General features: G+C 47.5%; 16 protein-coding genes. 7 read left to right on the forward strand and 9 right to left on the reverse strand.

Translation table 11 applies throughout. The features are described from left to right. The first annotated feature begins 20 nt into the window (after positions 1-20). Together ndk and proC are read left to right on the forward strand one after the other, a co-directional pair. A complete protein-coding gene (ndk, locus tag SYK_RS03165; RefSeq protein ID WP_281762168.1) occupies positions 21-443 on the forward strand; it encodes a nucleoside-diphosphate kinase in 423 nt (140 codons plus the stop codon). Then, positions 443-1,246: a pyrroline-5-carboxylate reductase gene (proC, locus tag SYK_RS03170; RefSeq protein WP_281762169.1), complete on the forward strand. Its 804-nt coding sequence runs from the start codon at positions 443-445 to the stop codon at positions 1,244-1,246. The genes ndk and proC overlap by 1 nt, the downstream gene beginning before the upstream one ends. Positions 1,247-1,294: 48 nt before the next feature. Here proC and cbiB read toward each other — a convergent pair whose 3' ends face one another. From cbiB to rsmA, 9 genes are all read right to left on the reverse strand, one after another. Continuing rightward, positions 1,295-2,245 carry an adenosylcobinamide-phosphate synthase CbiB gene (gene cbiB / locus SYK_RS03175; protein ID WP_281762170.1) on the reverse strand — a complete coding sequence of 317 codons (951 nt, stop codon included), beginning with the start codon at positions 2,243-2,245 and terminating at the stop codon, positions 1,295-1,297. 51 nt (positions 2,246-2,296) lie between these two features. Next, positions 2,297-4,039 (reverse strand): RNA polymerase sigma factor RpoD, encoded by a 1,743-nt coding sequence (gene rpoD, locus SYK_RS03180; RefSeq protein WP_281762171.1) that lies wholly within the window; start codon positions 4,037-4,039, stop codon positions 2,297-2,299. After that, positions 4,026-5,780, reverse strand: a complete 1,755-nt coding sequence (gene dnaG / locus SYK_RS03185; RefSeq protein WP_281762172.1) for a DNA primase — start codon at positions 5,778-5,780, stop codon at positions 4,026-4,028. Before dnaG ends, rpoD begins: the two co-directional genes overlap by 14 nt. 23 nt (positions 5,781-5,803) lie before the next feature. After that, positions 5,804-8,101, reverse strand: a complete 2,298-nt coding sequence (locus SYK_RS03190) for an endonuclease MutS2 (protein ID WP_281762173.1) — start codon at positions 8,099-8,101, stop codon at positions 5,804-5,806. A gap of 23 nt (positions 8,102-8,124) precedes the next feature. Further along, positions 8,125-8,571 carry a GatB/YqeY domain-containing protein gene (locus SYK_RS03195; protein WP_281762174.1) on the reverse strand — a complete coding sequence of 149 codons (447 nt, stop codon included), beginning with the start codon at positions 8,569-8,571 and terminating at the stop codon, positions 8,125-8,127. 2 nt (positions 8,572-8,573) lie between these two features. Beyond that, the gene (gene rpsU / locus SYK_RS03200) at positions 8,574-8,774 is read right to left on the reverse strand and encodes a 30S ribosomal protein S21 (RefSeq protein WP_163809588.1); all 201 of its coding nucleotides are present in this window, start codon (positions 8,772-8,774) and stop codon (positions 8,574-8,576) included. A gap of 182 nt (positions 8,775-8,956) precedes the next feature. Further along, on the reverse strand, positions 8,957-9,130 hold the full coding sequence (locus SYK_RS03205; protein WP_281763300.1) for a hypothetical protein: 174 nt from the start codon (positions 9,128-9,130) through the stop codon (positions 8,957-8,959). A gap of 15 nt (positions 9,131-9,145) precedes the next feature. After that, positions 9,146-9,418 carry an HU family DNA-binding protein gene (locus SYK_RS03210; RefSeq protein WP_281762175.1) on the reverse strand — a complete coding sequence of 91 codons (273 nt, stop codon included), beginning with the start codon at positions 9,416-9,418 and terminating at the stop codon, positions 9,146-9,148. Positions 9,419-9,693: 275 nt separating this feature from the next. Further along, the gene (gene rsmA / locus SYK_RS03215; RefSeq protein ID WP_281762176.1) at positions 9,694-10,476 is read right to left on the reverse strand and encodes a 16S rRNA (adenine(1518)-N(6)/adenine(1519)-N(6))-dimethyltransferase RsmA; all 783 of its coding nucleotides are present in this window, start codon (positions 10,474-10,476) and stop codon (positions 9,694-9,696) included. Between the two features lie 113 nt (positions 10,477-10,589). Here rsmA and SYK_RS03220 point away from each other — a divergent pair, with 113 nt between their 5' ends. The 5 genes from SYK_RS03220 (at position 10,590) to SYK_RS03240 (ending at position 14,968) form a co-directional block, all read left to right on the forward strand. After that, complete coding sequence (locus SYK_RS03220) at positions 10,590-11,108, forward strand: adenine phosphoribosyltransferase (protein ID WP_281762177.1); 519 nt, start codon at positions 10,590-10,592, stop codon at positions 11,106-11,108. Between the two features lie 14 nt (positions 11,109-11,122). Then, positions 11,123-11,872 (forward strand): S-methyl-5'-thioadenosine phosphorylase, encoded by a 750-nt coding sequence (gene mtnP, locus SYK_RS03225; protein WP_281762178.1) that lies wholly within the window; start codon positions 11,123-11,125, stop codon positions 11,870-11,872. Between the two features lie 5 nt (positions 11,873-11,877). Continuing rightward, positions 11,878-13,227, forward strand: coding sequence for an amidohydrolase (locus tag SYK_RS03230; RefSeq protein WP_281762179.1), 1,350 nt, complete (start codon positions 11,878-11,880; stop codon positions 13,225-13,227). Positions 13,228-13,356: 129 nt separating this feature from the next. Continuing rightward, positions 13,357-13,644: a PxxKW family cysteine-rich protein gene (locus SYK_RS03235; RefSeq protein WP_281762180.1), complete on the forward strand. Its 288-nt coding sequence runs from the start codon at positions 13,357-13,359 to the stop codon at positions 13,642-13,644. A 100-nt stretch (positions 13,645-13,744) separates the two neighbouring features. Continuing rightward, a complete protein-coding gene (locus SYK_RS03240) occupies positions 13,745-14,968 on the forward strand; it encodes a M20 family metallo-hydrolase (RefSeq protein ID WP_281762181.1) in 1,224 nt (407 codons plus the stop codon). The last annotated feature ends 10 nt before the right edge of the window (positions 14,969-14,978 follow it).

The following is a 14,978-nucleotide window of genomic DNA, read 5'->3' on the forward strand; positions in this document are numbered from 1 at the left end:
CTGACAAGACGGAGGCTATTATGGCTATCGAACAAACCTTTTCCATCATCAAGCCCGATGCAGTGGGTCGCGGTCTCATCGCTGAAATTCTGAAAATGATCACCGATTCCGGTCTGAAGATCAAAGGCATGAAAATGATGCACATGGATCGTGCCAAGGCTGAGGGCTTTTACGCCGTTCATAAGGAACGTCCTTTCTTCGGTGAACTGGTGGATTACATGATTTCCGGTCCCGTGGTTGTTACCTGTTTGGAAGGCGAAAATGCTATTGAAACATACCGTAACCTGATGGGCGCCACCAATCCGGCTGACGCTGCAGAAGGCACCATTCGTGCTGCTTACGGCGAAAACATCCAGAACAACTCCTGCCACGGTTCCGACGGTCCTGACACCGCCAAGACCGAGGTGGCATACTTCTTTAACAACGACGAGCTGGTGGGATAATGACTCATACTATCGGGTTCATAGGCGTTGGCAATATGGGGACAGCCATTCTCAAAGGGCTGACCTCGCGTGATGACATCAAACTGCATGGATTCGACCTGCACACGGATAATCTCGTCCGGGCTGGTAAAGAATATGGTCTTGTGGCGCAAAAAAGCGCTCTGGACCTCGCCAAGGCATGCGACTACATCATTGTGGCCGTCAAGCCGCAACACGCTGAACCCGTGATCAAGGAAATTGCGGCATCATTGGATAGGTCCAAATGCCTTATTTCCATCTGTGCTGGGCTTTCTCTTGGAAAGTTCGAAGAATGGACTGAAAACCGATGTGCCGTGGTGCGGGTCATGCCCAACACCCCAGCACTGGTCAATGAAGGCGTGTCCGCCATTTGTTTGGACAATGCCAATCTGTCTGATGAGATGAGGGAATTCGTCCCGGCCATGTTCAAAGGAATCGGTCAGGCTCACATTTTACCGGAAAAACAATTTGATGCCTTTACCGGCGTCATTGGCTCCGGTCCGGCCTATGTCTTCTATTTTATGGAAGCAATGATTGAATCTGGTGTTGCTCTCGGCCTAACAAGGCCACAAGCTACACAGATGGTCGAAGGACTTTTCCTTGGTTCATCAAAACTGGCAGCAGAAAGTGATCTTTCCGTTACCCAGTTGCGTGAGATGGTTACATCACCTGCCGGCACAACGATTCGTGCGCTTATGCACTTTGATCGTCAGGCCGTTAAGGGAGACATCATTGACGGTGTTTTCGAGTCATACTTTCGAAGTATCGAACTCGGCAAAAAATAAAAAAAGGGGCTTCATATGAAGCCCCTTTTTTTATTTAAATTCATAGAGTTAAAACGCTAGCGATAACATTCCAAGGACTGGAATGAATACCCAAGCCGCTATGGTTCCGGTCTTGTCGCACAGCCCGATTAAAGCACGAATCATGGTTTTGTCCCACGGCTTATCGATAGGACCAAGTACAGGTTTGTCTTTGACTGTACCGAAATACACGGTTGGTCCACCCATTTGACCACCAATAAGCCAGGCAGCGGTAGCCATGGGCCATCCAGCATTAGGGCTTTCCATTTTTCTGGCATCTTTTTTGAAATGCTTTTTTGTCTCTTTTATATTCAAGCCGCGCAATTTACCCGCAATGATCATTAAATACGCTGTAATTCGTGCAGGCAACCACGCCAAAAGATCGTCTGTTTTGGCAGCGCCACGTCCAAGATCATTAAATCTCTCCGTGCGATATCCCCACATGGAATCCATGGTACTGACTGTCTTGTAAGCCCACAGTCCGCCGGGCCCAAACAGGCAGAGATAAAACAATGGAGCGACAAAACCATCGTTGAGATTCTCGCTGACTGTTTCTGCGAGAGTGCGACGAATACCATTGGCGTCAAGTTCGCTTGTATCTCGACTTACCAACATGGCTATGGCTTTACGTGCTCCGACAATGTCACCGGATTCTAATACATGAAGAACTTTGCTGGATTCTTTGATCAAACAACCGAGAGCCAGTCCTGCGTATGAAAGGTACAAGCTTATAAGAACGCCAAGATATGGTATCACCGTGACTAATGCGACGATCCCCCAAGAGACTGAGGCGAAGAGAAGGACTGCGATCCAACCGGCTATACCAAGGTTGATTTTGACCTTACGGGCTGCATTTTCATAGAGATCAAGCCATTTCCCGATAAAACGTACGGGGTGTGGCAGTTTTTTGGGATCACCAAGTATGCTGTCCAGCATGACAGCCAAAGTGGGGATGATAAAAGCGGATGGGAATGTAGTCATGATAATAAAAAAGACCGGGAAGAGCACTCACTCTCCCCGGCCTGTAGTAGTTTAGTTTTCGAAGTAGGATCGTAGCAAAGCGCTTCGCACAGGATGGCGTAATTTGCGTAAAGCCTTGGCTTCGATCTGACGGATACGTTCACGGGTAACGTTGAAGAGCTTACCAACTTCCTCAAGGGTGTGGTCAGACTTTTCGCCAATACCGAAACGTTTTCTGAGCACCTGCTCCTCTCTCGGAGTCAGGTCGGATAAAACAGAGGCGATTTGCTCACCAAGCTTGGTGGAAACCACTTCTTCGGCAGGCGCAGTGGCCTTCTTGTCTTCAATGAAATCGCCCAGACTCGAATCTTCCTCGTCTCCAATTGGAGTCTCAAGGGAAATGGGTTCCTTGGCAATCTTGAGAACTTTCTTAACCTTTTCAAGCGGATAATCCATACGCTCGGCGATTTCTTCAGGGGAAGGATCGCGACCCAATTCCTGTACAAGGTAACGGGAGGTACGGATAAGCTTGTTGATGGTTTCAATCATATGCACCGGAATACGGATGGTTCTGGCCTGATCCGCGATAGCGCGGGTAATGGCCTGACGAATCCACCATGTTGCATATGTGGAGAATTTGTAACCACGCTGGTATTCGAACTTGTCCACAGCCTTCATCAAACCAATGTTGCCTTCCTGAATGAGATCCAGGAACTGCAAACCACGGTTAGTGTATTTTTTAGCAATGGATACGACCAGACGCAGGTTGGCACGAATAAGTTCCTGCTTGGCCTGCAAGGCTGTACGGTTGCCGCTCTTGATACGCCACAGGACTTCTTCCAGGTCATGTACAGAATGACAGCACTTATCCTGAAGACGCTTCATGATCTCCAGTTTACCTGCCAACATTTCCTTAAAGGAAAAGAATTCTTCAACAGTCATGCCCAATCGGTCTGCAGCGACCACGGGATTGACTTCGCGATCATCTACTTGCTTGAACAATTCTTCGATTTCGCTCTTGGTCATACCAACAGAAAGAATATAGGCGGAAAAGTCACGCTGACAGTTGTGCATCTGGCGAACATAATCGTTGACCGTTTCAATAATGCGATCAATGAGCGTCTTTTCCAGCTTGATATCGCGCAGTCGGGTGACGACCTCTTCCTTATATTTAAGAATATCTTTTTGAACGCCGTAAACACGCTTGTCCAAGCAGGCGCAATAGTCGAGCTTTTCGTAAATCTTGTGTTTCTTGTTGTAGAGCTCTTTGACCTCAGCGAGCAGGAAGATAACTCTTTGACGCTGGTTCATTTCATCTTCGGAAGGATCATCTTCCTCGATGGTTTTGACCACGTCTTTCAGCTTGATACGTCCATCTTCAAGGTCTTCACCCACTGCGATGAGTTCTTCAACGGCAACAGGAACCTCAATCAGAGAGTACAGGACGTCCAGTTCGCCGTTTTCAATCTTCTTGGCGATAACAACTTCGCCTTCACGATCCAAAAGGCCTACAGCGCCCATTTCGCGCAAATACATGCGCACAGGGTCTGTGCTTCGAGAGGCGTATTCCGCAGAATCTTCCTCTTTTTCGTTTAAGGCCAGTTCCTTGTCAGGATTCATTTTTTTGTGAGTCTCTTCCGAGTCCACAATAGCAATGTCCATCTGTTCAAAGATGGCATGAATTTCTTCCAGCTGTTCCGGGGAGTTGTAGTCAGAAGGCAACGCCTTGCTTAACTCCTCGTATGTCAGGAATCCTTTTTTCTTACCTGCTGCGATCAAAGATTTGATCTGTTGGATTTCCTTAATGTTGCTCATCATCCCTCCTGCGAGATTCTTTCAAGGCCAAGAGTTCCATTGCCCGATGGGTGTCGCCGTTCTGCTGCGCCTGGCGTATGGCCTCTGTGAGCTGCCGTTTGTTCATTTTGTCTTGCCCAAACGTAATTTTATTACAAATATGATTCCATTCGTCCAGTAAATCCCGGCCGGAAAGAATGTTGCTCCGCATTTCTTCGCGACACCTGTAGTAGAAGCCTTTTTCTTGTTCGTTCAGCAGGCTCGTTATATGGCCTGGCTGCGTATTTACAAGCTTCTCCCAAAGTGCTTTCGCCCAATCGGTGCGAAGAATACGGTCAAATCCTCTTTCTGCCAGATGGGACACGTAGTCCGGATACTGGATTGGAAACCGCAAAAAATACCGATCATCCGTATCATCTTTGCCGACTGCTATGCCTGCCTGCTGTCGCTGTTTGACTGGTTGACGTCGTTGAGGCTGCTGTTGCGTGTTGCGCGACGGTGACATTGCACCGGCATCGCGTCTGAAGTCAGCTTCCGACAAACCAAGCCCGCCAGCTAAACGGGGCAGGTAATATGCCTTCAATGATGCGTCGGACAAATCCGACAAAAAACTTTTGGCCCACGCTATGATTTCCCTTGGGGCGAACTTATCCCTCAGGGTTGTCATGCAAAAATCAAGTCCGTCCGGGGCAGCAGACATGCACGCCTCGAAACCTTCGGCTCCCTTCGCCTGAAGCAGGCTGTCCACATCCTCCCCGTCAGGCATGAGAACTACTTTACAGGCTACGCCTTGTAAGAGAATCATCCTGCTTGACTTAAGTGCGGCCTTACGTCCTGCTCCGTCACCGTCGAACACAAGGTCAACTCGTGAACAAAAGCCAGTCAGTCGCTTCACTTGATCCGGTGTCAGGGCTGTGCCCAAAACGCCGCATGAATCGGTGTACCCGAACTGATGAAGCGATATTACATCCATGTACCCTTCGGTCAAAATGGCCCGCTTGGAGCGGGTCATGGTGGACCGTGCCAAACTCAACCCGTACAAGTGATCGCCCTTCTTGTAGATAGGCGTATCCGAGCTATTTAAGTACTTGGGTTCTCCATCTGTAATTATTCTACCGCCAAAGGCAATAACCCGCCCTGATAAATTTTGAATAGGAAAGATCAATCTTCCACGAAACCTATCGTAAATATTACCTTTATCGTTTTTTGATAAAAGTCCGGCTTCAACGCCTTCTTCGGAGGTTCTTCCTTTTGTCTTGAGAAAATGGTCCAAACCATGCCAATCATCAGGACTGTAACCAAGACCGAATTTTTCGATCATTTCCTGAGTCATGCCCCGATTCGTCAGGTATTTCATGGCGTGATTTCCGGCCGCCATGCGTAGGTTCCTTTGAAACCAATCACTGGACTCGAGATGCATGTCAATGAGCTTCTGTTTACGTGCTTTACGTTCCGCAGCATGCGGATCGCGAGGCACATTGGAAAGTTCAATCCCGGCTTCAGCGGCCAATTGTTCCAAAGATTCACGGAATTCAAGGCCATTGATACGCCCATAAAAATCAATAACGTCGCCCGAGGCCTGACATCCAAAACAATAGAAGAATCCTTCTTCGTCATTGACTGACATGGAAGGTTTAGTCTCCTGATGAAAAGGACAAGCCCCCATCCACCGGCCAGATACCGGTTTCAGGTCTACGTAACGGCGCACTATGTCCGAAATGTTGATACGGGCTTTAACAGCCTCAACACCGCTTCTGTCCACCAGATGCCTCCAAACTCGAGCTATTACTTGAGTTTCACTTCGGTCATACCGTCCCCGCCCCGATCTTCGGGTGCAAGGGAAAATTTTTCTACCGCAGGATAATATTTTAAAAATTCGTGGACTTCGCGTCGCAACGCTCCAGTTCCACGACCATGAACAATTTCAAGTTTTCCAGCGCTTTTGAGCAAAGCCCTGTCAATAGCTCGCTCCAATTCACTGATAGCTACATCTGATCGATTACCTCTGAGATCCACTTCAACAACGAGATCATCCGGAGTCGAGGCTGTCGCTTTTAACCCTTTGGATGTGGTCTTCTGTGTCTTGCCCGCCGGCCCAAGGTGTTCTGCCTTGACCCACATGGCGACACCATTGATATCGACTTTGGCTTGTTTTTTCTTTGCGTTAATCTCAAGCACGGTGCCAGTCTTGTTCCAAGCCAGATACGATACTTTTTTGCCCGGGACAATGTCTGCAAAGGAAAAGGCAGGAGCTTTTTTACGTTCAGTCCCTATTTCTTCAATTTGCATGCGAACTTGTGCGAGTTTTTTTCGTGTCTCTTTTCGGCCTATTTTATTGGCTTGCCATTGCTTAACCACATCCTGGGCACTATTTTGGATGTCGGCAAGCAATTTGGTGCGCTTCTTTTCGAAATTTGCTTCCAGTTTGACCCGTTTTTGTTCAATTTTGCCCCGTTCTTTCTCGATGGCATCCAGTTCATCTTCTTTTTTGACCGCCATTGCATTAAGACGATCCAGCACTGATGTGGTATCAGAGCCGTCCAAAAGGAGATACTTTTCTGCACGAGATAGAATTTCGAGAGGCAATCCGTGTTCTTTGGCCACATCCAGAGCAATGGATGCACCAACCTGATCATAGGCCAATTTGAATAATGGCCTTTTGGTACCGGGATCAAACAGCACGCTTGCGGCGCGAACGGATTCTTTAGACATGGCATAGGCTTTCAAGGCCGGGAAATGAGTGGCCGTAAAGGTCGTTGTTTCTCGTTCGACCAAAGAATCAATGACAGCCTGAGCCAAAGCTGCCCCCTGTGTAGGGTCGGTGCCAGCGCCAAATTCATCAAGGATGAAAAGAGATTGGCTTCCTACCAGATCCCATACTCGTTTCAAATATTGAATCTGTGCGGTAAAAGTGGACACGTTTTCTTCAAGGCTCTGTTCATCGCCCATGATGACAAAAATTTCAGACCAAAATGGCAGTCGGCTGCCTTCTGCTGCAGGAACCGGCAAGCCGGCAAAGGTCATTAATCCTATAAGACCGACTGTCTTTAAACAAACAGTTTTACCACCAGCATTACCACCACTGACGATCATCGCCTTTTGCCCTTCCAGCAATTCGATGCTGAGAGGCTGTACGGAGTCGTCTGTCAGGGCTAAAAGAGGGTGCCGAGCCTTGATCAGTTTGGGCGTCCCGTTTTCAACGACTTGAATTGTGCGTCCATTATATGACTGAGCAAGTTCAACTTTGGCCATGAGGACATCAAGAGACACAAGTCCTTGATAAGCCCCATAAACCTCTTGAAATTCGCTGCGAATAAGCCCGGTCAGGTACAGGAGGACTTTATATTCCTCTTCCCGTTCTTCCCGCTTCAATTCCTGGAGTCTGTTATTGGTCTCAACAAGAAACATTGGTTCAAAATAGCAAGTTTCACCAGTCTGCGAATAATCGTGAATGATGCCCTTGGTTTTGTTCTTGTAGTTCGCTTTGATGGGCAGGACATATCGATCTGAGGAGACCGTCATGAATTCGTCCTGCATAGCCGAACTCATGTTTTGCTGAATAATAAAATCTTTGACCCGCTTAGTACATCGCTGATGGATAGAACGAATTTCCTGACGGACTGCTAACAAATCAGGTGAACTTTCGTCCTTGATCTGCCCTTCCACATCAAGACATCTGCCTATACCGGAAACGGTTTTCTGAGGCCACGCATATGCGAATAAAGTTTCGGTGAGAGTATCCCACTCCCTTTCCTCAAATCGTTCAAGAGATTCTCGAGCGGTTTTGGCCATTTCCAATATTACTTTAAGAGCAAAAAGCGCGTCTTGGTCGAGAACGGCTTTGTCACTTTCAAGGTGCGGAAATATGACATCCATTTCAGGGAAAGGACGAAGTTTAAAACCGGATTCTCCAACCCAGGCCGTAGCCTGTTCAAAAAGGACTCCGGCAGTGCAAACCTCTTTAAAGGTAGTAAGTGGCCGGATTTCCAAACACGACGAAGCGCCGGGTTCGGAAACAGCGAAACCGGACAGCGCCCCGAGAATCTTGGGGAACTCCAATACGTGGAATGTTCTGGATTCCATCTGTGAGCCGTTTGGTTGGGAAGTTAGGAAAGCTTGGATTTGACCAGTCCGCTAGCTTTTTTGCCGTCAACCTGCCCCTTGTGCGCGCCGAGAACAGCTTGCATCACCTTGCCCATATCGGCCATGGAAGAGGCTCCGAGATCGGCAATGGCCTTCTCAATAGCTACTTCCAACTCTTCATCGGACAATGATTGGGGGAGATACGAATCCAGGGCGACAAGTTCTTCGGCCTCAATCTTAGCCAAATCATCTCTGCCAGCCTTGGTGTATTGATCAAAGGAATCCTTGCGTTGCTTGACCTGCTTAGCAATGAGATCAAGAACGACATCGTCGGGAAGACCATCGGACCTTTCTTCGACCATGCGGTTTTTAATGGCCGTCTTGAGGTGTCTCAAGACGGCCACTTTTACCGTCGATTTAGCCTTGTAGGCCTCGATGTAGTCTTTGTCTATTTGTTGTGACAGACTCATAACTACATATTACGCATTTTGCGCATTTTTTTTGCAAGCCTTTTCTTAGCGGCAGCTTTCTTTTTCTTCTTCTGCACGCTGGGCTTTTCGTAGTGCTGACGTTTTTTCAGCTCGGACAAGATCCCGGCCTTCTCTACCTGCTTCTTGAAGCGACGCAGAGAGATGTCGAAATTGTCATTATCGTCAAAGTAAACACCCGGCAAAGTAAATCACCTCCTCGGTGAACTGCCCGCGCCTTTGGCGGGCGAGCGAAATAAGAGATACTACATATACGTATCAAAATTGGATTGCAATAGATAAATATAAAAATATCTCGCATACTCCGCAAAGACAAAGGCCTATCGATTTTTCTCGACAGGCCTAATTTGTCTAATAAAATCATATTTTAATGTTCAGCGTTTTTTGCATCTCGCATGGACTGCAGGACTGTGACGGCCAGCGCAACACCAAGGACGCCGAGAACGACATAGAGGACGCCGAAAAATACGAAATGGTCGGGCATCCACCAGGGAAGGTCCTGAAAAAGCGGGCTATGAACGGTTTCACCATGAATCATCATAGGGTTGTCTCCAAATTATTTAACGGCGTCCTTGAGGATCTTACCGGGACGGAATTTGACGACCTTGGTGGCCGGGATCTTGATTTCAGCGCCAGTGCGGGGATTACGGCCAACACGAGCTTTACGTTCTTCCACAACGAAAGTGCCGAAACCAGTCAGTGTCAGCTTGCCATCTTTGACCAAGGTACCTTCGACGGTATCCAGAAAAGCATTCAGAGCGCGCTCTGCATTCGCTTTGGTCAGGTTCGCCTTCTCCGCGATTTTGACAACCAATTCAGCCTTTGTCATCAGTCCTTCCTCCTCAATGAAATAATTCCTTTACGTATCTGGGTAAAAATGCGGACAGAGATGAAACTGTACTCGCATCTTGTTTCCTTCAACAACTCACCCCTCCGGCTTTAAATGAACTTTCGGGCTGTGTCCAGTCCGGTCGCTCAAATACTACGAAAAAACCTATGTCCTATCAAGGTTTCGGGGTTTTTTAAACTCAGTGAATTTAATCAGAAACAGTATTTTCCCTCTCAAGTCAATAGGGAACGGCCTTTTTGTTGTGAAAAAATGAACTAAAGTCGTTCTGATAGGCTGGAAAACTGTTTTGGAGTCAAATTTTCAGGACGAACCTTTGGACTGACACCTTCTAATTCAAACCACTCTTCGATTGAATCATTCCATCGTTTTTTCAAAATGGTTGAAATTTGTTTTCTGCGTTGTTGGAAAAGGAGTTTAATCAACTCGGATAATTTTTTGGGATCAGCAGGCCATTCCTCAACAGGAAGCGGGGCGAATCGAACGACAGCTGAATCAATTTTAGGTTGAGGTCGGAACACGGTGGGCGGTACTTTAAACAAATAAGTGGTAGTACAATAATTCTTCACCCATGCAGTCAGCCCCCCAAACGCTTTGGTTCCCGGTTGTGCCGTCAAGCGATTTGCAACTTCATGCTGCACCATGAATACAGCCATTTGTAGCGTATTCACCTTGCTGACAATATCCCAAATTAATTTTGAGCCGACATTGTATGGCAAGTTGCCAATGATTTTACACGGCCTTTCATTGAGCGATTCCCAAGGGAATTTCAGAGCATCCATTTTGATGACTTCCAAATTTGGCCATCTCTCATCAAGGCGCAGCGCCAGTTCATCGTCCATTTCAAGAGCGACAAGCTTGCTTGCATCCGTTTCCACGAGAAATTCCGTCAAGGCGCCCCGCCCTGGTCCAATTTCTATAATATAGTCATTTTCTGTCGGAACAATAGCATCCACAATTTTACGGCAGATGTTTTGATCCTTGAGAAAGTTCTGGCCTAGACTTTTCTTGGCCCTGTGTTTTGGTCGTTCGTCAGACATTTATTTTCTCCGTGTGTCATGGATAGCGGAACACCATTTATCTGGCAACATCATTGACACCATATAAATTCAAAACGTATGAGTCTTCGTTATCTATTTTTTAGGAGGATTTTATGAATTTACGCCATTATGTGAGAGACATTCCCGATTACCCCAAAAAAGGTATCACCTTTTACGATATAACTCCGATTCTCAGCAGTCCCGAAGCATTTCAATATGTCATGGACCAACTTTATGAAAAGTACAAGAATTGCGGGGCAGATAAGATAGTGGCAGCCGATGCTCGTGGTTTTATATTCGGCGCACCATTGGCCTTGAGAATGGGTGTTCCGTTTATTCCTGTTCGTAAGCCCGGCAAGCTTCCTTTCAAGAACCGTTGCGTCACTTATGACCTTGAATACGGTTCAGACACTCTGTGCATGCACGTCGATGCCGTTGATCCGGGCGACAAAATTCTGATGATTGACGACCTGCTGGCGACCGGCGGTACAGCGGAAGGCATGGTACAACTTGTCAAAGAGGCAGGCGGAGAAATCGTCGGCTGTGGTTTTGTCATTCAACTCGGATTTCTTGATGGCGACAAGGTCATGAAAGCTGCTGGGGTTGATCACGATTTTCTCATTGAAGTATAGTATAAGGACACGTCATGACCAAAATAGGCATCATCGGCGGGAGCGGACTGGATAACCCGGACCTCATGCAGGATGCACACGATGTTGAAGTGGAGACTTCCTATGGTAGCCCCTCTGCCCCGCTCAAAATGGGAACCATTGCAGGAAAAAATGTCGTTCTGCTTGCACGACATGGTCGTGAGCACACGATTCCACCTACTTTCGTTAACTATCGCGCCAACATTCAAGCGTTAAAGGATGCTGGTTGCACTTTAATTCTTGCGACAACTGCCTGTGGATCCTTGCGTGCAGAGATTGACCGTGGACATCTTGTCATTCTTGATCAGTTCATTGATTTCACTCGCCGCCGCCCCGTTTCTTTTTACGAAGAATTCGAACCGCATGGCGCTGTTCATACCGGTATGGCGGATCCTTTTGATAAGACATTGCGTGGTGTATTCAATCAGGCGTGCGATTCACTTGATCTCACACATCACAAGGCTGGCACTGTTATTACTATCGAAGGTTCCCGATTTTCCACTCGGGCTGAATCCAATATGTTTCGCATGTGGGGTGCCGATGTGATCAACATGTCTGTCGCACCTGAATGTATACTCGCCAATGAGGCCGGTATTCCTTATGCCGCAGTAGCTATGTCCACTGATTACGATTGCTGGAAAACCGATGAAGCCCCCGTGACCTGGGAAGAAATTCTTGAAGTCTTTCAAGGAAATGTGGAAAAAGTTACCTCCCTGCTTGTCGAAGCCATTAAAAATATCGATTGATTTTAATGAATACCAATCAAATCACTGCGTCCGTTCCGACAAAATGCGACCTGCTTGTTCGGGCGGATGTTGTTGTTACACAGGATACGGACCGTCGGGTCATTACCAGTGCCGGCGTGGCTATCACTGATGGCCTTATCGTGGAAGTCGCCGGATATAATGAATTGGAAGCTAAATTTCAACCGACTCAACGGTTGGATATGGCTGGCAAGATGCTTTTGCCCGGACTTGTCAACGGACATACGCATTTACCCATGACGCTTTTCCGCGGCTATGCCGACGATCTTCCGCTCATGGAATGGCTCGAAGACCATATCTGGCCCGTGGAATTTCAATTAACTGATGAAATTCTTTCCATTGGTGCGGACATTGGGTGCTGTGAATTGATTAGGACTGGCTGCACAGCGTTCCTTAATGGTTATTTCCACGAGTATATCACAGGTGACGCGGCCAATGCAGCCGGGTTGCGAGCGGTTTTAGGCGAAGGTTTTTTTCATTTTCCTTCACCGCATTTCCCCACGGCCAATGACTGTTGGGATACAATACGCACACTGGATGCCCGATATGACAAAAATTCACGAATTCGGACGGCTGTTACCCCCCACGCTGCGTTCACGGTAAATCCAGATGAATTGCAGGCCAGCTTTCAATTAGCTACCGATCTGGACATCCCGTGGCAAGTACATTTAGCGGAATCCCCTGTTGAAACAGCTGTCTGTCTCGAAAAGCATGGCAAGCGTCCTGTGGAACTCCTCCGTTCTCTCAACTTGTTGACGCCACGAACCACCCTTCATCATTGTGTTGACGTAACAGATGATGAAATCACGGCCCTCGCAGAAAACGGCGTGAATGTTGTCCACAACCCGGCTTCCAATCTCAAGTTGTGTTCAGGTCTTTCACCAGTGCAAAAAATGGTGGATGCTGGTGTAACGGTCGGCTTGGGAACAGATGGCGCTTCGAGCAACAATCAACTTAATATGTTTCGAGATATGGCTTTGGCAGCTTTGATCGGCAAAGTTCGTCATGAGGACGCCTCGGCAGTAAACGCACAAACCGCTCTTGATATGGCGACTGTCAACTCAGCCCGCTGTCTCGGTTGGCCTGAACTTGGACGTATCGAAAAGGGGTGCCCTGCGGACATGATAGCACTTGATTTAGGCAGTCCAAATCTTATGCCAATGTTCTCGCCGGTTTCACATGCCGTGTATGCTGCAACAGGCATGGAAGTGTGCATGACCATGGTCGCTGGAGAAATTCTCTATCTTTATGGAGATTTCAGAACTATCGACGTGCAAGCCTTGCGAGACAACGCTTTTAGTGCGGTTGAGTGGGTTCGAACTAAGGCGAAAAAATAAAAAAAATGTCGTAAAAAACTTGACAACACCCACTCTGGGTGCATATCGAATTCTGCTCTTGCATTAATATGAAATTTTTATGCCGCTGGCATCCCGTGAGCCGCATTATTTTTAGGAGGAAGGCACCAAATGGCTAAAAAGAAAGTTACCGTTTCCCTGGAAGGCGCTGTCATGACCGATGCAGGTCTGACCTACAAGGGCGTTATTATGGAAACCATTGATGAGAAATGTGAAGGTTGTGAACGTATTGTCTCCTTTGAAGACAAAAAGTACTGCCCGACCTACGCACAGCCCGCAACCAAGTGGAGCAAAGGCGTCTGCAACTTCGCCACTCACGCCCGCGCAGATGTTGACAAGGCCGGTAAGGTCAAGGTCAACCCGTTGAAGGCTTCCAAGCGCGCTGCTCGCGGCCGCTAGGCTAAAGTTTTTAAAAAAGGCGGGGCAAGTCCCCGCCTTTTTTTTGTTTGTATGAATTGTTTTTTGGGTTATTTTATTGAAAATAAACCGGAGGCCCCACATGGATGCTCTCTTTTCCGAACTGGACAAACAGTCTGAAGCAGTTGTCGAACTGCAAACCAAGCTTACTGCTATTCCCGCCCTTGGACCGATGAATGGTGGTGACGGTGAAAAAGACAAAGCTGACTTTCTGATCGCTCATCTTAAATCCATGGGTATTGAAGATATTCGCGAGTATAATGCCCCAGCCAAGGACGTTTCCTGCGGTTACCGTCCAAACGTTGCGGCAATCATCCCCGGTAAAAATACGGAAAAGACCTTGTGGGTCATCTCGCATATCGACATCGTCCCTCCGGGCGACTTGGCTCTGTGGGATACTGATCCCTACACGTTAGTTCGTGATGGAGATAAAATCATTGGGCGAGGCGTTGAAGACAATCAGCAGGGTATTGTTTCTTCGCTCCTGACGGCTCAAGCTTTGCTTGATCTAAAAGTTACCCCAGAAGTTAACTACGGTATTATCTTCGTGGCAGACGAAGAAACCGGCAGCGGCTTTGGTTTGGAATATCTGGTTAAGGAACATGAAGAAATATTCGCCAAAGATGATCTTTTCCTGGTTCCCGACTTTGGTGAACCGACTTCCGAAATGGTTGAAGTCGCAGAAAAGTCCATGTTTTGGCTCAAGGTTATTGTTGAGGGCAAGCAGTGCCACGCATCTACCCCATATCAGGGTGTGAACTCTTTGGTTGCTGCTTCAGACTTTATTCTTCGTATTAAGGAACTTGAAAGCATCTACGATGCCGAGAACCCTATTTACGACCCGCCCTGCTCCACGTTCCAGCCCACAATGAAAGAGGCAAACGTGGCCAATATCAACACTCTTCCAGGCCGTGATGTTTTTTACATTGATAGCCGCGTCATGCCTGAATATGACGTCGAAGAAATCCTGAAGACTATCCGTGACTTTGGTTCTGAAGTGGAAAAAACACATGGCGTGACCATTTCCTATGAGACCGTTCAGGCCGAACAGGCAGCTCCTGCCACACCAGTCGACAGCGAAATTGCGGTCAAGACTATTAAATCCATCAAAAAGATTTATAACAACAATCCTCGTACTGTTGGCGTCGGCGGTGGTACTGTTGCTGCATTCCTGCGCCGTAAAGAATATCAGGCCGTTGTCTGGGCCACTTTGAACCATTGCGCACACCAGCCCAATGAGTGGGCTTCTATAAAAAATACTATCAATGACGCCAAAGTCATTGGTGATATCCTCTTGTCTAAATAGACGGATGCAA

This window comes from Pseudodesulfovibrio nedwellii (assembly GCF_027923765.1).
Lineage (GTDB): Bacteria > Desulfobacterota > Desulfovibrionia > Desulfovibrionales > Desulfovibrionaceae > Pseudodesulfovibrio > Pseudodesulfovibrio nedwellii.